Genomic DNA, 18586 nt, shown 5'->3' on the forward strand with positions numbered 1-18586 from the left:
TTGTCAATGCATCAGCCTGCAACATCACGTTTCTGAAAAATCACCCATGAAAGTGTATTAAAGATTACGAAGTATATAAATAACATAGTTATCGAGAATGTCATTGTCATCCCTTCGACTATCGGTGATCCCTCAATGTATTGAGCCAAGTAGGTGTTGGCAAACAATACATATTTCACCCAATCATATTGACTTAGAACAAAGACAAGCTGACTCCCTGTAAACATTAAAAATAGTGCTAACCCAATAGCAAGTGAACTACTACGGAAAATGGTTGAAATCATAAAAGCAAAGGTCACCATCATTAATAAATCAACACTGCTTAGTCCATACAAAAGAAACAGGTGTAGAAACATGTTTCGCTCGTAAACTTCTCCAGCATTATAAATTAGATGTGGTTGCGTTATTGTTGTCGCATCAAAAAAGATCGCTCCACTTGCTAGAGAAAACATAAATAACACTACTAACATAAGTATTGCAAAGATAAATGTTGACAGGTACTTCGAAAGCAATATTTTCGACCTTGACGCAGGACGAATTAGCAATAACTTAATTGTTCCCCAAGAAAATTCACTTGCGACCGTACCAGCCGCAACAATAATGGTAAATAAGGTAACAATGCTGATTAAATTCACGGTAGACATCATATACCCCCAAAAACTATTGGTATCAACAGGAGGAATGTCATGCTCAAGCCGATATTCATTTAATTTTATTTCTCTTTCATAATTCTCTAACGCTACCTTTGGCATGGCCCCTTCATCAATCATCATTTGGTATTGAGCATTCTTTGCTGCCAGTACCTCCTGCCAACTGCCGTTTACAGGTTGGTCAAATAAAAATCTTGTAACAACAGCAACAATCAACAGTACTGCTACAAGGATTCCAAACATCATCCACGTCCCAGGCCGACGGTATATTTTCATATTTTCATTTTGCAGTAAGCGAATGAAATTACCCAAGCTGTTCCCCTCCAGTCACTTCCAAGAATTTATCCTCTAAGGTTTTCGGTTTTTGACTTATTGCAAAGACATTGATGTTCTGATTAACAAATGCTTTGTTTAAAATTGGTATTTCGTTCTTTTCTAAATAAATCTCTAAACAATTGGCATTCATCCGAAAGGAATAGTTTTGGTATTGCTCATTCAATACTTGAACTGCCTTTTCGATATTCTCTAGCTCAAAACTAATAAGTAAGCCCTCATCACCATTAATGAATTCATTAACTGTTTGAACGCCCAGTAGTTTTCCTTTCTGAATAATCCCAATTCGATCACACATTAATTCCATTTCGGATAATAAGTGGCTAGAAACAATAATTGCCAAATCTTCTTCTTTAGCCAACTTTCTTAAATAATCACGTATTTCTCGTATTCCAGCTGGATCTAAACCATTTGTCGGCTCATCTAGGATTAGTACGGCTGGCGAATGTAATAGCGCTTGAGCTAGACCAAGTCTTTGTCTCATTCCTAGTGAGTAGGTTTTTACTTTCTCATGAATTCGATCTTTAAGTCCTACTAAAGTTACGACTTCATGAATTCGTTCTTTTGAAACGCCATTAACCATTCGGGCATAATGAATAAGATTTTGATAACCTGTTAGAAATTTATACATCTCAGGATTTTCTACAATGGCACCAACTTCTGAAATTGCCTCTTCGAAGTTCGTGGCAACGTTTTTTCCCTTAATAATCACTTCACCTTTAGTCATTGATATTAATCCTACGATCATTCTAATGGTTGTTGTTTTCCCAGCACCATTAGGACCGAGAAAGCCAAATACTTCACCTGGGTAAATATCAAAGCTCAAATCATCTATGATCGTCTTTCCATTTATTACTTTTGTCAGATTATTAATTGAGACGACAGGTACTCCCATCGAAATCCCCCCTCATTATTTTTAAAGTATTAATGAATTACTGTACTAATCAAATAATACACTAACACAAAATGGTTTGCAATTGTTTTCTAAAATTTTACATCGATTTAATGAATTTCATAATTCCATTAGTATCGCCATTACGATACAGGTTTGATATGGCTCCGTTAAGGTAATTATGAAATTCACTTCCATTATTAACTTTTAATGGTAAAATTTAGACATGACCTATAAGGAGGATTACAATGAAAAAAAGTTTGCTATTATTTACATTTCTTATACTTTTCCTAACCGGGTGTGGCTACACCAATTTTGCTAGTGGACCTGTTACAACTGAAACAGAGTCAATTCCAATTGAAACTGATATAACTGAAGGTGCCATTGAAATTCATTTTGGGGTAGGCACTCTTCATCTAAGTGGTGAAACAAATGATTTTTTTTCAGGAAGTTTCACATCGAACGATGAATTACTCTTTCCAAACGTAAACTATAAAACAGTAAAGAACAAAGCAACGTTACTTCTTAAGCCTCAAAAAACAAAAGTAAAAGGGAACGTCAAAAATGAGTGGAATGTAGCTTTTACAAACCAACTTCCCTTATCATTTAAACTCAACCTTGGCGTTGGAGAAAATAACCTGACATTCGATAACCTTTACCTAAAAGATTTATCTGTTCATACCGGAGTTGGGGAGACTATCATCGATCTATCAAATGTAGAAAATAATCATTTTAATGTAGATGTTAATAGTGGCGTCGGAAGTACCAAGCTACTATTTTCTGAGAACCACGCTGTGGTTGTTGATGTAAGAAAAGGCATTGGGAGTGTTTCAGCAAATGGTTTTGTCGTTGAAGAAAATCGCTACAAAACGAATATTAAATCTGATAACATCATAAACGTAACAATTTCTCAAGGTGTTGGCGAGGTAATCTTAGTAACAAAATAATTCGAAAAAGAGACTGAAGAGTCTCTTTTTTCTGTCTTTACAAATTTGCGCAATCGTTTTCACAAAATGGTTTACTACTCCAATAGACTTTGATAAAATTTAGTATATTGAAAGGTAAACGCTTGCATTAAATGGAGGTAATAATATTGAAAATTTTCTCAAGAGCTTTGCTATTTAGCTTCTTATTATCGTTTGGAATTATCGTTGGCTGTACGACTCCCCAAGAGCCAAAACAACACGAGGGTACGACCGAGGCAATTCAGCAAGAGGATCTCATTTCCAGCTATCCCAATACTGTATTTTATGAAATCTTTGTTCGTGCTTTCTACGATTCAACTGGGGATGGAATTGGTGATATCAATGGGATGACATCCAAATTAGATTATTTACAAGATCTTGGAGTTGAAGGAATTTGGTTAATGCCTATTCATCCTTCACCTTCTTACCACGGCTACGACGTAACCGACTATTATGATGTTCATCCTGAGTACGGAACAATGGAAGACTTCAAAACATTTATGGAAGAAGCCCATAAACGGGATATAAAAGTCATTATTGATCTCGTCGTCAACCACTCAAGTATTGAACACCCATACTTCCAAGATGCAATCACGTCAGAAGACAGTTCATATCGAGACTGGTATATCTGGGCTGATGAAGAAGCAAATTTAAGGGAACGTGGCGAATGGGGACAACCGTTTTGGCATGGCGAAGCACCAAATAATTATTTTAGTGTTTTTTGGGGTGGAATGCCTGACTTCAACTTTTACAATCCAGAAGTTCGTCAAGAGATGATTAACATTGGTCGTTATTGGTTAGAGGAAGTTGGAGTCGACGGCTTCCGTTTAGATGCTGCAAAGCATATTTTTCCTAAAGACAAAGATCAAAATTTAGTTTGGTGGAAAGAATTCCGTTCTGCAATGGAAGCTGTTAATCCTGATGTGTTTCTAGTAGGTGAGGTTTGGGACCTTCCCCAAGTTGCTGGCCCTTACTTAGAAGATGGCCTTCATTCGACATTTAACTTTGATTTGGCGGAAGAAATCTTACGAGCAACTAGATCCGAGCGAGCTGGGTCTCTAGTACCTAAATTAATTCGAAGCCTACAGACGTTTGAACGTTACGCAAGTGACTTTGTTGATTCAACCTTTATTACAAACCATGACATGAACCGTGTTATGAGTGAATTACGAGGAAATACTGATCAAGCTAAAATCGCTGCTTCCCTTCTCTTAACCCTCCCAGGTAGTCCATTCATCTACTATGGGGAAGAAATCGGAATGGAAGGGGCTAAACCTGATGAACATATTCGTGAGCCAATGCTTTGGTACGAGAATGGTGGAGATGGCCAAACTGCGTGGATTAAACCAAAACACAATATCGGAACTGAAGCCCCATCTGTAGAAGCACAACTAGAGGATCCGAATTCGCTATTAAATCACTATAAAACGATGATATATCTTCGTCGTTCACAGCCCGCTTTATTGTTTGGAGATATTGTCGAATCCAATGTAAAAGAACAAGGCGCACTGACATATATCCGGACACACAATGATGAAGAGCTACATGTGTTTCACAATCTCTCGAAGGGCGAGCTAGAAATTTCACTTGGCGAATTAGCTGGAAATGTTATATTCACCTCTACCACTGAATATTCTCTTACTGATGGCATGCTTAAACTACCAGCATATTCAACGATTATTCTAGCTACAAATTAATAGTAAGAATAAAAAAGGTCACATGAGACTCAATTGTCCCATGTGACCTTTTTATTAATTATTGTAGAATCTCAATTCTCTGAATGATAACATCTTCTATTGGACGATCGTTTTGCCCAACTTGTACTTGAGCAATTGCATCGACTACATCCATTCCTTCAAAGACATGTCCAAAAACAGTGTGGCGATAGTCTAGAAATGGTGTTCCACCGTGCTGTTCATAGTGTTTGATTGTCTCTTCAGGAAACTCAACCCCATATTGCTTTTCAATTTGTTCAAACATTCGAGGGTCAAAATCATTTGACTGAACAATAAAAAATTGACTTCCATTGGTATCTGGTCGATCTGGGTTCGCCATTGACAAAGCCCCTCTATAATGACCTAATGACGGCGAAAACTCGTCTGCAAAAGGTTGTCCATAAATACTTTCTCCACCTCTACCAGTACCTTCTGGATCACCTGATTGAACCATAAAACCTTCAATCACTCGGTGAAATAATACGCCATCATAATAGCCGTTTTCACTATGAGTAATGAAATTTTCAACAGCTAATGGAGCATACTGCGGAAAAAGACGAATCGTAATATCGCCCATACTAGTCACCATTTTCACCATTCTCTCCTCTGGTTGAACGGCTGCATGGAATTGCGGGTACTCAACTGGCGTCACTTCCTCCGTTGATGGTGCTTGCTCTACTTCTACTTCTTCCTCATTCACAGCACCTGTTCTCTCTTCCGTTGCTCCTTGACCGCACCCCGAGATTAATACTAGTAATAAAAAAGATAACAAACCATATTTCATAAAACGCATGTTATGTAATTCCTCCTTTTTATATATTCTATTATTTACGAATAAAAACTGCAATAAACTACATCCTGTTGACCTTCATCACGAGCAAACAACCTATCAAGCTTAAAAGAGGCGATCATATCGCCTCTTATTTTGTAGCAAAATAGGAACGAAGAAATGTTGCAAAAGAAGCTTGGATCATTTAAAATGAAAATACGAACATAGGTTCTTTTATTAGAAAGGAGCTTTTTAAATGAATTACCTAACTCAGCAGGAAGATCGACTTTTTGAATCGTTTATTATTCTAACACTGGCCCGTAAGGTTTTACAAAATGACTTACTTATTGTGGAGAAGTCATTTTTCAAATTAAAGGAACCTTATTTACAGCTTATCCACTCTTCCATTGGTGCAATCAGTAAGGAATTATTCGAAATAAAAAAACAGTTGCACAAACACAACATGAAAATTGAATTTGGCAAAAATGACGGTACTTTCACGGAATGTCACTGCTACTTTCGTGGCTATACAAAAACTAGCCGTTTTTTAAATGCCCATCTAAAAAATAAAGTCCAAGATAGGGTAAGTAATTTTTTCGTTCCAAACAGTAAGTTGTCTTAAGGGGCGTGTAACGTCTCTGGCCTATACTACAACTCCTACAGACGCAGACTATAGATATTGCTTAATTTTCGGAAAAACCTTTAGTGCATTACGATAGAATACATCTTCATGATACTCTTTTGGAATAAACCTTTTAATAAAATCAATATAAGGTTGAACTTGAACCAGTGGCCAGTCCGTTCCAAAAAGCAACTTGTCGTAATGATCACAAAACGTAATCGCATGTCTTAAGTGGTCATAAAAGTGCGGTGTATTCGAAATACGATGCACCTCATTTTTATCACCAACAATTAACCCGGACAAGTCGGCATACATGTTTGAATTTTTGTAAACGACTTCTGCCCCGTCTAAAACCCAAGGGTCACCAAAGTGAGCCATCATAAATGTAACATTTCGGTTTTGTACAGCGACTTCATCTAATGTTAGTGGATGCGAATACTTCAATAATCCCCGTTCAGAGTAAGTATCGCCACAGTGAAACACTACAGGAACCTTGTAGGCAGCAGCAAGCTCGTAAACAGGTCCATATATTTTATCGTAGGCATAATATGGATAGTAGCCTAAGTATATTTTCACCCCGACGACCTGCTCTTTTTGTAGCTCAGCTTCTAAATTACGCAATTGCTCTTGATTAAGAGCATGCGGATTGACACCAGCACAATAAACGATGCCTGTATGTTCGTTTTTAAGCATATCTAGCCCCATTGGTGTAGGTGCAGCTGCGTCTGGAAAACCACCCTGTTCCACTTCTGTGACTCCCATACCTATCCCAAGTACGACATTAGCAGCACGATATTCTTTCATTAGTCCATCATAAGAATAGTCAATGTCGGATCGGTCTGTTGCAGTTTTATGAAAACTTTCGATATTAGAAAAGTGCATATGAGCATCAATAATCTTCAATCGGACCTTCCTTTCTAAGAACAAAATATTTTAACATCTTTAAAATTGTATGTAAAAAGTTCTCGATCGTCGAACTCAAAGGTTTTCGTTGCCTTTTACTTGAACAAATGCGTTATTGAGAGCACCTTGAATTGCTCTACCACGATCTTTTTTTCTTTTTTTGAATTCCGTAATAATTTCTTCACCTTGAAATCCTTCTTCAATAATGCTGCGTAGGATCATATCCGAAAAATCATCTTCTTTTACAACAAGTAATCCATCAAGGAGAACACTTGTATTGGTTTGAATTTTCTTTACATTTTTCACCGTACAGACAAAGGTTGCTGGTGCATTCGTTCTTTTTGTAATTGTCGCTTCTACCATAAATTTTTCCTGTGTTTCATATAACTTTTGAAAATATTGCTGATAATTATCACCGACAACAGCCTCTATGATCCAATTTTTTTGTACCTCTTCTTTATTGATAATTAACCCATCGACAAGGGGAATTTCCTTAGGTTCAATCTCATGATCTAATAATACAACTAACGAACATAACTTAAATGTTTTCATTGTTTACACCCCTCTTAATATTCATCATATATTTATCATATCATAAATCCATATTTTTCTTAATCTTTCTTCTAGTACAAAGGAAAAGGGCTAACTTTAATTGTTAGCCCTTAATACTTATTGTCCAGCTATCGGACCATGATCATTATCAAGTGCACCTTCTTGTTCTTGTCGAAAGCCATCATCTAATAACTGAATTCGATCAACTGCCTGACGATCTGTAATAACAATGATTTCTTTGTTTGGATACCTATTATTTATAAACTCTGTGATATTAGCTTTTAGTGTTTGGCGATCTTCCGTTTCCGTATCTACAGCAATTAGTAGCCGATTTTGCTGACTTATAACTCTGACATTGCGAACAGTATCTAGCTGAAGAAGTTCAAGTCGAATTTGTTCTGGGATATTCCGATCAGACGTATCACGTTCAGTAAATGCTCTTGGAGTTCCTTGAAACTCTCCAGCAGCATGAAATCGAGAGATTCTTCTGTTCATATCTGGTGGACGTCCATCTACAATTCCATTTATGCCCCGGCCAGGACGTTCATCTCTCGTGATAATTCTGGCGATTGGATTTTTTGGATCTCGTTGTTGATTCCATAAACCGTAGCCTTCTCCCCGTTGATGATCATGTCCAGTAAATCTACCTGCATCATTTTCTAACCCAGGATCCACACCTCTATCATTAATCCCACAACCACTCATATAAAAAACAATAAAAAATATGACAATGCTTATTCGTACACTTTTTTTCATGTATGAGCACTCCTCTTTTTCATAACTGCACTTTTGCTGTTATGATTAGAGTGAGTTATTTATTATCATTTTACTCATTTAATTTTTCGAAAAGTTGGTGACACCTTTTGCACGAGATACTCTTAGAGTCATTCAAGTCCGAATTGCAGAAAACCTATAAATTAAAGTTATTCCAAGACCGATTGCTTGCCTTTGATCACCAGTTAAGACGTTACTGCTCAATACAACTAATAAACAAATCAGTAATTCCTATTGAACTAGCGAGAGTTTATTTTCAGTGGCTAAGCTCGGCCTCAAAAAAAATGATCAAAGTGAAAGAAACTCAAAATCAATTTGAACTATTCGTCACTTTTATCCCTAAACCTCTACTAATTCTTACTTTAATTGAAGCAGATGATGAGCGGGCAATCTATTTAGTTTCAGGAGGGTTACTAGCTAAGTCAAACCAACAAGGTACTTTTTCATTTTTACGTTTTGATCATCATTCGATGATAGCTCTTCAACACTTTCAACCGAGACTTCCCTGGTGGTTATATATTCTTACACAAGCTCCCATCCATGAACTAGTAATGACTTCGTTTCAAAAAAGAAAATAGGCAACTACCGGCCTATTTTAGCTTTATTCAACAACAAAAAAAGTACAAGTAGTGTGAATACTTGTACTTTTTCATTATCGTTAAATTTTAAACTTATTAATTTCGTCCTGTAATTCCTGTGCCAGCTTACTTAAGTTCGTAGCAGAAGATTGAATTTCTTCCATTGACGAAAGTTGTTGCTCAGATCCTGCAGCAACAGAACGGAAATGTTCCGCTGTTTCCCCAGCAACATTAGCCATTTCATCTACAGAAGCACTAACTTGTTGTGAGCTTGCAGAAATTTGTTCTGCCGTAGCCGAAACTTCTTGAATTTGCGAAGAAACATTTTGAATAGCCGCAAGAATTCGTTCAAAGGCATATCCAGTTTCACCAACAACTACGATACCAGCTTCTACTTCCTTCGTCCCGTTGTCCATTGTTTTTACGGCAACTGATGTATCTGCTTGAATTTCATGAATAACTGAAGAGATTTTTGCTGCAGACTGTCTAGATTCTTCTGCTAATTTTCTCACTTCGTCAGCTACAACTGCAAACCCTTTTCCATGCTCGCCGGCACGTGCCGCTTCAATCGCAGCATTTAACGCTAAGAGGTTTGTTTGATCGGCGATTGTCGTAATAACTCCTAAAATACTTCCTATTTCATTAGAACGTTCACCTAATCGACCTATGATAACAGTAGCATCTTTAACAGCGTTGCTAATAGAATTCATTTGCTCAATCACACGCTCTAATGATTTATTACCTTCTTGAGCTTCTTGTGTTGCATCTAAAGAGCTTTCCGCTACAACTGATGAAGATTCGGCAATTCTTTGGATTCCAATTGTCATTTCTTCCATTGCTCGTGCACTTTCTTGCGCTCCAGTAACCGTCACTTCTGCACCTTTTGCAACGTCCGAAATTGTTGAAGCAATTTGGTTAGTAGCAACTGTCGTTTGCTGTGAGCTAGCCGTTAGTTCTTCAGATGCTGCAGCTACTTGGTTCGCTGTTTCTGTAGTCCTAGATACAAGGCTGCGTAGATTATTTGCCATTTCATTTGTAGAGGCTGTTAATTTTCCAAGCTCGTCATTCGTTTTTACTTCGATGGATTTCCCAGTAAGGTCACCTTTTGCTACTTGTTCAACAATTCGAACAACTGAAGTAATAGGAGAAACGATTTGTCTTGCCGTAATTAACGCTACAACAACAGCTATAACAATTCCAATAGCAGTGGCAACAATGTTAAACATAACAACTGTATCAGTACTATTAGACACTTGCGTTCCTTGATTAATAATTTGCGCTTGTCCATTTATTGCTAGCTGATGATAACCCTCAACTACTTCATTCGCTAGTGGATCTACTTGGTATTGAATACTAACAATGGCTGTTTCTCGTCCATTTGCTTCAAACATCGGAAAAATTCTACCAGTTATCAAGCGATCCCAGAGTTGACTTTTTTCTACTAAGTTTAAAATATAAGTATCTTCATGAAGAGTTAGTAATTCTTCTTCAAGAACATAACTCCTCTCAGTCAATTCTATATATCCCTCTTTATATTCTTTTTTACCTAGTAGGATATACCCTCTTACTAGCGCTAATCGCTCTGCCATATTATGAGCTAGTTCGTTACTTAATGACAATTTCGGCAAATCTTCTTGAACAACTAATTCGACATTCTTGTTAATTTGAATAACATTATAAAGGCTGTAACCAGACATAATGACCATTAATAACAGAATAACTGAAAAGCCACTAATAATTTTCGCTCGTAAACTCATGTGCAACCTCCTTCTCTAGTAGTCTATCAAATATGTATTGATAAGATTAATATACCACAGAAATACTTTTGTGTTCATAGTTTTGTAAAAATTCTTAACAATATGTAAAAAGCAGTTTACATATTTGCAAACTGCTTAAATGACAAAAAACTACATTTTTTCTAAATCGAATAGAATGTTATTGGACTTGTAATACTTTCTTATTTTTCACTTTAAAAAACAGTACCTGATATACCGCTATAAAGATTGCACCGATAATAGCAAAGATACCCAAAATCAGATAAAGATATGAAACACTTGTTTCATCAATAATGACTCCACCAATTGAGGAACCAAGCATTCCAGAGAGGCCAAAGAAAAAAGAATAAAATAGAAGATGACCCGTTGATTGTAACTCTTCTGGAATAATCTTGGTAACATAATGAAAGGCACATAAATAAAACACGCCAAACGAAAAACCATGTAACATCTGCAGTGGCAAAACAAGTAGTGGATTTACAATTAACCCCATAACGATCCACCGTACAGCAAATAAAATACCTGCTATGGTGATAAACGTTAGCGCATGATATTTCCGAAACCAGTAAGTGGCGGTCGCAAAAATAATTGCCTCAGCGACAACACCAATAAACCACGCCCACCCAATGAATGACTCTGTCCCACCCTTATCAACAATATAAATTCCCAAAAAGCTATCATTGGCACGGTGTGTAATCGTAATAAACATCATAATTAATAAAAAGTACATAAATTTCTTATTTTTAAGTAACTTCGTTGCATCTTTTAAAGCCACCGGCACTTTTGATGTTTCTACATCCTGAATGCGTAATGTAAGAATGAAGGTTACGGATAAGAAGAAGAGAAATGGAAGAAAAATATATTGCACACCTATTCTCGCTAGCAAAAAGCCCATAAGCAATGACATGACCGCAAAGCCAAGTGAACCCCAAAGTCTGATTGAACCAAAAGATAGAGATAATCGATTTGCCGTTTTTTGTGTTAAGCTATCCCCCAATCCACCAACAGGAGAGAGAAACCCATGAAAGATAAAAACAGCAATGATCAGAAAATAGTAACTATATGTCTGGAACATAAATAACGATCCAAGGAACGCACCAATGATGCAAATGATGATGATTTTCTTTGATGTTTTATACTTATCAGTCATATAGCCCCAGAATGGCTGCGATAGCATGGAGGCTAGTGGTCCAACTGCTAGTAAGACACCTATCTGCGCACCAGTTAATCCAATATCCTGAAAATAAACAGGAAGATAACTCACAATAACTGTCATCGCCGAGTAATAAAAAAATAAAAATGCTTTCAAGTTGAATGTAGAACTCATGTAATTGCTCCTAATAATAATATTTACTTTTTAGTATGTACAAAAGCACGAAAAAAGGAGACTCAGAAGACCCGAGTCTCATAATCGTTAATTTAATATAACAACCCTTTTTTCTCATAAAGTACTGTATATGGAATATCTAAAAATAAATAGAGCTCTTCATTAATTGGAAATGAAAAGGTCCGAATAAACTCGTTTGTATCAATGTCTGCGTAGATATCCGAAAGAATCCCTCGTTTATCATAGTGCATTCTGATAATGTTCTCAAGAAAGTATGGCCGCCAACTCCAATTTTTCCCTATGTAATCCTCTTGTTTCTCCCAACTAGAGTTAATTTTCACATAGTTAGAAGATCGCTGAAAACCGTACTGGTCACATATATATAAGCGAAAACATAGATCAGAAAACGATTTCGAAATTACTTTTAATAAATCATCGATTGAATACTTTTTATTAATTAGCGGCTCTAAGCGTGTGTTCAGTTCTTCGGTAAAATTATATTGATTAGTTAACTTCATTCGCTCATGGTTTATAAATTGTTGAAACTCACTTTGAAGCTTATTTTTACAATTATTTTCTTCCACAAAGTTTGGAGCTGGTAACGCTAAATAAAACCCCTGGTAAAACCGCCCCCCATTTCGCCAGGCTGCATTTAGTTTCGTTAAATCACCAATTCCCTCAAATAAAAGTGTTGCTCCCATTTTTCTAGCAAACGTTGCAAGCGAGTACAAAACATCGCGATGAACTTGTGAGATCGTAACTCCTTTGAGGAAGTTTAAATCAACTTTTAAAATGTCGGGTTCAAGCTGAGCAATTCGATCTAGATTGCTGCCACCTCTACCCACGTCATCTATGGCAATTTTTATCCCTAAGCTCTTAAGGTACAGAATTAAATGTCCAAGCTGAGATAAATCCCCGTTGTAAGTATGTTCCTTTATTTCTAAAACGATTTTATTAAGAGTTAATCCTCTTGTTTCGTATGTTTTCAGTCGCTGCAAAAAGTTCTCAATGTAATCCTGATTACTCATCATAATATTTGCACTACAATTTATAAACAATTCTGCTGTTTGGTTTGCTTGACAATAATAGTCAAAAGCGATCTCTTGAATATATTCATCTATTTCAATCAAGTATTCATCTGGTATGCTGTCATTATTAAAAAAATCGCCTAAACTAATAACTTCTTCTCCCAATTGAATTCTGCCAAGTATTTCGTAACCCATCACTCGTTGTTTAGTGGCACTGACAATCGGTTGAAAATATGGGATAATTTTATCTTTGTTCATTAAAACCTCTAATGCATCCATATTTTCTCAACACCTATCTTTCTTCTAATAAAAGCCCTCTAGTAAAACATGTATTATTATACCATTTATAAATAAAAAAAAGAAGAAACTCCGTTCAGCTTCTTCTTTTGGATTTCGATAAAAACCAATTTTCTGCTTTTGTCTTCTTCGGACGATCCGGCGAAGTTGGATCATAAAACCAGTTATTTTTCACAGTAAGGTATACGAGGACAACGATAATGATAAATATGAACCAATTCATATAACCCCCTCCATACACATTATTGTTTCCAAAAGAATTCTTGTGAGGGAAGTTAAATAATTCATTTATACCAAACTTATGGTATACCTAAAAATTAGTTAGTTGTAGAAGTAATAATTCGATTTATTATTTCAGAGAGTTCATCTTGGTTTACCGCATCACGATATAATTGTTCAAGATCATTTCTCGCATTTTTTGCCTCTTGCAATAATTTTGTTCCCACTTTCATTTCCTGTTTGTATGCTACCTGTAATTGTTCAAATTCTTCTTGGTATTTCGAGTCGACTGATTGATCCATGCACAATTCAAACATATCAATGACTTCGTCTTTAGCTCTCGTTGGATCGATGACATGTGGGGCCGTTCCGTCTAGAATGGCAACACTAAGAGTTGGAATAATAATCATATCGAGACTGTTCGGATCCAATCCACATGGGAAGTATTGAACTGATAACCCTACATTCTCCGCATACTTACCAATCCTACGCATTAATGTGCTTTTTCCACTTCCAGATCTACCCTTAATGATATAACGTTTATCGATGTCACTTGTAATATTATCTATATAGTTTACTGCACCATTCGGTGTGGCTGCACCAAAGAACAATTCTTTAACGATTGGTGACTCTTGAGGAACTGTTACATCATGAAAAAGGTTTGCTGCTAATTGCGCAATCACTTTATTTGCTTTATCAAAATCCATAGCAGCAATATATAACTCTTCTTTCGTTTCATGGATTTCCTTCCCTTTTGCAAATTTAGCATATGCTTCTTCATGGAGTTGTTGAATATCTTTATTCATGTTAATAATCGTATTTTTATTTATGAGTAGCTTCACTTTATCCAATGCTGCATCAAGATCATATACTCCTTTAATAAAATTACTATATTTTGCCTCTAACCCATTTTTCCCCGACCCATCTAACACTGCGAGACTCTTTTCAGGGATAATAACACCATCTAAGTTCTCTTCATTAGAAGGATTGTGAAGAAATTGAACAGCCAAACCTTGTTGCTCATATTTATCGCCAATTGATTGAAAAAGCGCTGTTTTTTCATTGCCAAGGTTTCCTTTGACTACATGTATGTTATTTATAGAATTAACTAATTGATCAACAAGTGTGACGTACCCTTTGCTCGTATTACCGTCCAAAAAATAATGTTTTGTCTTACTCACAAAACAGACCTCCTAATAAACTTTATTTGCTAGTAACTTTTAGACAGTTACCTATTTTTCATCCTATGCCAATACCTAAGAAGAAGTGCAAAATATAAAAAAGGGGAGTCCTAGGTCCTTCACCAAAAAGTAAACCCCCTCTTCAAAGGATAAGAAGAGAGGGTTATTTTACTTTTGATTAGATAAGTCATACGGTGTTTCTTGGTATACATAATAGTTTAACCAATTCGAGAAAATTAAATTTGCATGAGCGCGCCAGCGGAGCCGAGGTTCAGTGCTTGGATCATTATTATTAAAATAATGAAGCGGACAGCAAATGGCTAAGCCTTTATCAATATCTCTTTGGTATTCATGTTTTAAGGTTGTAGCATCATATTCAAAATGCCCAGTAATAAAGATTTGTTTTCCGTTTTTTGATGCAACTATATTCACACCAGATTCAATGGATTCAGATAAAATCTCAATGTCCTGAACTTTTTCAATGTCTTCTCTTCTGACTTCTGTATAACGGGATTGTGGCACAACATATTCATCATCAAATCCTCGTAACAGGTTTACTTTACGATTAAAAATTATATGCGGGAAGACTCCAAATACTTTTTCATCTAACACATATTTTGGGACTCCATAATGGTGATATAATCCAGCTTGAGCACCCCAGCATATATGTAAAGTAGACGTAACATTACTTACAGACCAATCCATAATTTGCTTTAATTCATTCCAATAAGTAACCTGTTCAAACGGAAGATGTTCAATTGGGGCACCGGTTATGATCATGCCATCGTAGTTATTTTCCTTAATATCATCAAATGTTTGGTAAAACGCATTTAGGTGCTGCTTTTTCGTATTTTTAGACTCATGCGTATTTGGATGAATAAAGATAACCTCCACTTGCAATGGAGTATTTCCAAGTAACCGAAGTAATTGTGTTTCTGTTACCTCTTTTACTGGCATTAAATTTAATATGACTATCTTTAAAGGACGTATATCCTGGCTAAAGGCTCTACTCTCGTCCATAACGAATATATTTTCTTGTAACAAGATTTCTTTTGCAGGTAAAAAATCCGGAACTTTAATTGGCATTTCCAGTCACTCCTCTATGTACACTCACCTATTTATGGATAGTAGTTGTCTTTTCAAACATATAATAATAACAAATGAAAAAAGCAAGATAAAATAGACCCTGCTAAATATTTAAGTTATCATGTTTTTATAAAATTCGCAATTATTTCTTTAATTATTTGAAGGGGTAAAGGAGATAACAATGAAGATACGATTAGAGATTTTTTATAAGCCGAAAAATGGTACAAATCAATATGAGATGAGAACAGAATTTTTACCAATTCAAGAAGCACTTTTTTTAAGTGAGGATGTTGAAAAAACAGGGCGTGCAACTACTATAGAATACTATGATGAAACTGGCTCTACCTGGTTAAAAAAACATTTGAAGAAATACTTAGATAGCCTGAAGGAAGAGCCCCACAATATCGTACTTTATTTTGACGGTGGCTTCAACGAAGAACAGCGTTTAAGTGGCGTAGGTGTAGTTTTGTACTACGAACAAAATGAAAAGTACTACCGCTTAAGAAAGAATGAAATGCTTGAGCAACTTACAACAAATAACGAAGCTGAATTTGCGGCATTGTGGACAGCTATTAATGAACTAGAAGCACTAGGTGTAAAGAACCAACCTGTCACTATCAAAGGAGACTCATTAGTTGTCATCAATCAGGCAAAGGGCGAGTGGCCTTGCTATGAGGAAGAACATACTCGCTGGCTTGATCGAATTGACCAGAAAATAAATTCATTAGGCCTTACCGTTAACTATGAAGCGATTAATCGTGGTGAAAATAAAGAAGCAGACCAACTTGCTTCGCAAGCTTTGACAGAGACCTTTATTGACGCCACTTCTGAAGTAAAAAATTACACCAAGAACGCTTAGGTTCTTGGTGTATTAATACGTTCAAGTAATTGGATTGCTAGATCATTCTCAATTCTAGTTTCTCCTAATGGTTGGCGAACTCTTCCGTAGTCTTCATGATGGAAGTCTGAGCCACCTGTTCTTAGTAACGATATGTTTAATTTACGTTCAATCTCCTGGACAAGTCTTTCGTAATGCAGTTGCGTAGCTTGATCATGGTCGCGGTGATATACCTCGACTCCATGGAGAAGTCCAGTTGCCACCCACTCTTCGATTTTATCATCTAGTTCATAGTAAACAGGATGAGCAACAACAGCCACACCATTCGATTTTTTAATCCATTCCATAGCTTCTACCGGCGTCATTTCCCGTTGTTTTTTCACATAGCATGGTTTTCCTTCCCCTAAATACAACTGAAAGGCTTCTGCAACATCCTTTACTACACCTGCTTTTACAAGTACTTTTGCCACATGTGGCCTTCCAATGCTGCCACCATCAGCTTCTTTTAGGATATCAGCTTCTTTTACACGAATATTGAGGCTTTCGAACTTACCTACCATTTCTTCCATTCGTAATTTTCTCATTCTTTGTTGCTCATCAAGCATGGATAAAAGTGACTCATCCTCGATGTCAATACCAAAGCCAAGTACATGAACACTGACTCCATTTTCTTTCGTTGAAAATTCGATCCCTGGAATAACCGTTAATCCAAGCTTTTCACCTTCTTGAATCGCAGTACGTACTCCGCCTACCGTGTCGTGATCCGTAATAGCAATGTACTGTAGGCCTACCTCGTGACACTTTTTTACCAATTCTCGGGGAGAGTAGCCGCCATCCGAAGCAGTTGTATGCATATGTAAATCAGCATTTTTCATGATAAACACCCCTTATCAAGGATTACTTCCACCACGTATCGTAAATACTTACTGCACCTTGACGCTTATGCTCAGTAGCTTTGAATTTCATTTCAATCTTTTCTTGGATTTCAGCAGGAACTTGTTTGCCCTCTAAATAGTCATCAATATTCTCGTATGTAAATCCTAGCGCAACTTCATCCGGTAAACCTGGCTTATCGTCCTCTAAATCTGCTGTAGGTGCTTTCAAATACAAGTGCTCAGGACAGCCTACGTGTTGAAGCAATTGTTTCCCTTGTCGTTTATTTAAACCAAATAAAGGAACAATGTCACAAGCGCCATCTCCATGCTTCGTAAAAAAGCCAGTAATCGCTTCTGCTGAATGATCCGTTCCGACAACAAGACACTGATAGTAGGCACCAACATCATATTGCACCTTCATTCGTTCCCTCGCTTTTGTATTACCTTTCATGAAGTTACTTAATGTTTCACCAGTTGCTATCGTAAAAGCTTGTACAGATGCATCAACAGCTGCTTTAATATTCACTGTCACTTTCTTCGTCGGGTTAATAAATTGAATAGCGTCCTGGGCATCTTGTTCATCTTGTTGTTCACCGTAAGGGAGACGAACTGCTATAAACATATAAGGATCGTTTTCTTGTTCCTCATTCAATTCATCTACCGCCATTTGACAAAGCTTTCCAGCCAATGTTGAATCTTGTCCACCTGAAATACCTAATACATAGCCTTTCGTATTGGTTTTTACTAGGTACTCCTTTAATAACTGAACACGTTTAGAAATTTCATCTGTAACATCAATCGTAGGCTTTACTTTCATTGCTTCAATGATTATGTTTTGCATATCTACCATATACTTACCTCCAAACAGTTATACCCTTAGTTTACCATTTAATAGTTGAAAGCACATAAAGTTAGGAAGATTTTCTGTAATGCAAATAGAAAAAAGGTTAGGCAATGACCTAACCTCCTACTCTAGATTTCACCATTTTCCCTTGCGGCAATTTCATCGTCAATTTCTGCCTTAAAGCCTTCAATACTATGTTCTCTTCTAGCATTTTTTGCTTCAATTGCTTCACGATCTTCTCTACTTAGATCTTCGTTTTGTAAAGTCTTATGAGCTTCTTCTAGATTTTCAATCGTATTGTTTACCATTTGCTCTAAACGTTCTGCATTGTTATAGCGATTATCTGGTTTAGCCATGTATGTA

The 18586-nt window shown here is 36.5% G+C and carries 20 protein-coding genes; 5 read left to right on the forward strand and 15 right to left on the reverse strand.

What is annotated here, in order from left to right; all coding sequences use genetic code 11:
• Positions 1-11: 11 nt before the first annotated feature.
• Together DS745_RS15815 and DS745_RS15820 are read right to left on the reverse strand one after the other, a co-directional pair.
• The gene (locus DS745_RS15815) at positions 12-962 is read right to left on the reverse strand and encodes an ABC transporter permease (RefSeq protein ID WP_129079209.1); all 951 of its coding nucleotides are present in this window, start codon (positions 960-962) and stop codon (positions 12-14) included.
• A complete protein-coding gene (locus DS745_RS15820) occupies positions 955-1878 on the reverse strand; it encodes an ABC transporter ATP-binding protein (protein ID WP_129079210.1) in 924 nt (307 codons plus the stop codon). Before DS745_RS15820 ends, DS745_RS15815 begins: the two co-directional genes overlap by 8 nt.
• Positions 1879-2123: 245 nt before the next feature.
• Here DS745_RS15820 and DS745_RS15825 point away from each other — a divergent pair, with 245 nt between their 5' ends.
• Complete coding sequence (locus DS745_RS15825; RefSeq protein ID WP_129079211.1) at positions 2124-2822, forward strand: toast rack family protein; 699 nt, start codon at positions 2124-2126, stop codon at positions 2820-2822.
• A 146-nt stretch (positions 2823-2968) separates the two neighbouring features.
• Positions 2969-4537, forward strand: a complete 1569-nt coding sequence (locus DS745_RS15830) for an alpha-amylase family glycosyl hydrolase (RefSeq protein WP_241657846.1) — start codon at positions 2969-2971, stop codon at positions 4535-4537.
• Between the two features lie 58 nt (positions 4538-4595).
• Here the strand turns inward: DS745_RS15830 and DS745_RS15835 are convergent, their stop codons facing one another.
• Complete coding sequence (locus tag DS745_RS15835; protein ID WP_129079213.1) at positions 4596-5348, reverse strand: peptidylprolyl isomerase; 753 nt, start codon at positions 5346-5348, stop codon at positions 4596-4598.
• 232 nt (positions 5349-5580) lie between these two features.
• On the opposite strand from DS745_RS15835, the gene DS745_RS15840 reads away from it, so the two are divergent.
• Positions 5581-5946: a YhjD family protein gene (locus DS745_RS15840; protein WP_129079214.1), complete on the forward strand. Its 366-nt coding sequence runs from the start codon at positions 5581-5583 to the stop codon at positions 5944-5946.
• A gap of 48 nt (positions 5947-5994) precedes the next feature.
• Here the strand turns inward: DS745_RS15840 and DS745_RS15845 are convergent, their stop codons facing one another.
• The 3 genes from DS745_RS15845 to DS745_RS15855 form a co-directional block, all read right to left on the reverse strand.
• Positions 5995-6849 (reverse strand): amidohydrolase family protein, encoded by an 855-nt coding sequence (locus DS745_RS15845; RefSeq protein WP_129079215.1) that lies wholly within the window; start codon positions 6847-6849, stop codon positions 5995-5997.
• A gap of 75 nt (positions 6850-6924) precedes the next feature.
• Positions 6925-7401 carry a YwpF-like family protein gene (locus tag DS745_RS15850; RefSeq protein ID WP_129079216.1) on the reverse strand — a complete coding sequence of 159 codons (477 nt, stop codon included), beginning with the start codon at positions 7399-7401 and terminating at the stop codon, positions 6925-6927.
• A 117-nt stretch (positions 7402-7518) separates the two neighbouring features.
• Entirely contained in the window at positions 7519-8157 is a 639-nt protein-coding gene (locus DS745_RS15855) for a YhcN/YlaJ family sporulation lipoprotein (RefSeq protein ID WP_129079217.1), read from the reverse strand.
• Positions 8158-8264: 107 nt separating this feature from the next.
• Between DS745_RS15855 and DS745_RS15860 the strand changes: the two genes are divergently transcribed.
• A complete protein-coding gene (locus tag DS745_RS15860) occupies positions 8265-8753 on the forward strand; it encodes a hypothetical protein (RefSeq protein ID WP_129079218.1) in 489 nt (162 codons plus the stop codon).
• A gap of 80 nt (positions 8754-8833) precedes the next feature.
• On the opposite strand, the gene DS745_RS15865 is transcribed toward DS745_RS15860, so the two are convergent.
• The 6 genes from DS745_RS15865 to metA form a co-directional block, all read right to left on the reverse strand.
• Positions 8834-10510, reverse strand: a complete 1677-nt coding sequence (locus DS745_RS15865) for a methyl-accepting chemotaxis protein (protein ID WP_129079219.1) — start codon at positions 10508-10510, stop codon at positions 8834-8836.
• Positions 10511-10688: 178 nt separating this feature from the next.
• Positions 10689-11855: an MFS transporter gene (locus tag DS745_RS15870; RefSeq protein WP_129079220.1), complete on the reverse strand. Its 1167-nt coding sequence runs from the start codon at positions 11853-11855 to the stop codon at positions 10689-10691.
• Positions 11856-11947: 92 nt separating this feature from the next.
• Positions 11948-13162 (reverse strand): EAL domain-containing protein, encoded by a 1215-nt coding sequence (locus DS745_RS15875; protein ID WP_129079221.1) that lies wholly within the window; start codon positions 13160-13162, stop codon positions 11948-11950.
• Between the two features lie 94 nt (positions 13163-13256).
• Positions 13257-13403, reverse strand: coding sequence for a hypothetical protein (locus tag DS745_RS24645; RefSeq protein WP_161568287.1), 147 nt, complete (start codon positions 13401-13403; stop codon positions 13257-13259).
• A 94-nt stretch (positions 13404-13497) separates the two neighbouring features.
• The gene (locus tag DS745_RS15880) at positions 13498-14580 is read right to left on the reverse strand and encodes a hypothetical protein (protein WP_129079222.1); all 1083 of its coding nucleotides are present in this window, start codon (positions 14578-14580) and stop codon (positions 13498-13500) included.
• Positions 14581-14748: 168 nt separating this feature from the next.
• On the reverse strand, positions 14749-15666 hold the full coding sequence (gene metA / locus DS745_RS15885; protein ID WP_129079223.1) for a homoserine O-acetyltransferase MetA: 918 nt from the start codon (positions 15664-15666) through the stop codon (positions 14749-14751).
• A gap of 181 nt (positions 15667-15847) precedes the next feature.
• Here metA and DS745_RS15890 point away from each other — a divergent pair, with 181 nt between their 5' ends.
• The gene (locus DS745_RS15890) at positions 15848-16525 is read left to right on the forward strand and encodes a reverse transcriptase-like protein (RefSeq protein ID WP_129079224.1); all 678 of its coding nucleotides are present in this window, start codon (positions 15848-15850) and stop codon (positions 16523-16525) included.
• Here the strand turns inward: DS745_RS15890 and DS745_RS15895 are convergent.
• From DS745_RS15895 to tlp, 3 genes are all read right to left on the reverse strand, one after another.
• On the reverse strand, positions 16522-17379 hold the full coding sequence (locus tag DS745_RS15895; RefSeq protein ID WP_129079225.1) for a PHP domain-containing protein: 858 nt from the start codon (positions 17377-17379) through the stop codon (positions 16522-16524). The two genes, DS745_RS15890 and DS745_RS15895, sit on opposite strands and share 4 nt — an antisense overlap.
• Positions 17380-17401: 22 nt before the next feature.
• Positions 17402-18220, reverse strand: a complete 819-nt coding sequence (nadE, locus tag DS745_RS15900) for an ammonia-dependent NAD(+) synthetase (protein ID WP_129080055.1) — start codon at positions 18218-18220, stop codon at positions 17402-17404.
• A 131-nt stretch (positions 18221-18351) separates the two neighbouring features.
• Positions 18352-18579, reverse strand: coding sequence for a small acid-soluble spore protein Tlp (tlp, locus tag DS745_RS15905; protein ID WP_129079226.1), 228 nt, complete (start codon positions 18577-18579; stop codon positions 18352-18354).
• Positions 18580-18586 lie beyond the last annotated feature (7 nt).

Origin of the sequence: Anaerobacillus alkaliphilus (assembly GCF_004116265.1) — a bacterium.
Taxonomy (GTDB): domain Bacteria; phylum Bacillota; class Bacilli; order Bacillales; family Anaerobacillaceae; genus Anaerobacillus; species Anaerobacillus alkaliphilus.

Excerpts from the sequence above, each read along its gene's own strand:
- DS745_RS15820 (WP_129079210.1), bottom strand. The coding sequence starts at position 1,878 with ATGGGAGTACCTGTCGTCTCAATTAATAATCTGACAAAAGTAATAAAT.
- DS745_RS15825 (WP_129079211.1), top strand. The coding sequence starts at position 2,124 with ATGAAAAAAAGTTTGCTATTATTTACATTTCTTATACTTTTCCTAACC.
- DS745_RS15835 (WP_129079213.1), bottom strand. The coding sequence starts at position 5,348 with ATGCGTTTTATGAAATATGGTTTGTTATCTTTTTTATTACTAGTATTA.
- DS745_RS15840 (WP_129079214.1), top strand. The coding sequence starts at position 5,581 with ATGAATTACCTAACTCAGCAGGAAGATCGACTTTTTGAATCGTTTATT.
- DS745_RS15850 (WP_129079216.1), bottom strand. The coding sequence starts at position 7,401 with ATGAAAACATTTAAGTTATGTTCGTTAGTTGTATTATTAGATCATGAG.
- DS745_RS15855 (WP_129079217.1), bottom strand. The coding sequence starts at position 8,157 with ATGAAAAAAAGTGTACGAATAAGCATTGTCATATTTTTTATTGTTTTT.
- DS745_RS15865 (WP_129079219.1), bottom strand. The coding sequence starts at position 10,510 with ATGAGTTTACGAGCGAAAATTATTAGTGGCTTTTCAGTTATTCTGTTA.
- DS745_RS15870 (WP_129079220.1), bottom strand. The coding sequence starts at position 11,855 with ATGAGTTCTACATTCAACTTGAAAGCATTTTTATTTTTTTATTACTCG.
- DS745_RS15875 (WP_129079221.1), bottom strand. The coding sequence starts at position 13,162 with ATGGATGCATTAGAGGTTTTAATGAACAAAGATAAAATTATCCCATAT.
- DS745_RS24645 (WP_161568287.1), bottom strand. The coding sequence starts at position 13,403 with ATGAATTGGTTCATATTTATCATTATCGTTGTCCTCGTATACCTTACT.
- metA (WP_129079223.1), bottom strand. The coding sequence starts at position 15,666 with ATGCCAATTAAAGTTCCGGATTTTTTACCTGCAAAAGAAATCTTGTTA.
- DS745_RS15890 (WP_129079224.1), top strand. The coding sequence starts at position 15,848 with ATGAAGATACGATTAGAGATTTTTTATAAGCCGAAAAATGGTACAAAT.
- DS745_RS15895 (WP_129079225.1), bottom strand. The coding sequence starts at position 17,379 with ATGAAAAATGCTGATTTACATATGCATACAACTGCTTCGGATGGCGGC.
- nadE (WP_129080055.1), bottom strand. The coding sequence starts at position 18,220 with ATGCAAAACATAATCATTGAAGCAATGAAAGTAAAGCCTACGATTGAT.
- tlp (WP_129079226.1), bottom strand. The coding sequence starts at position 18,579 with ATGGCTAAACCAGATAATCGCTATAACAATGCAGAACGTTTAGAGCAA.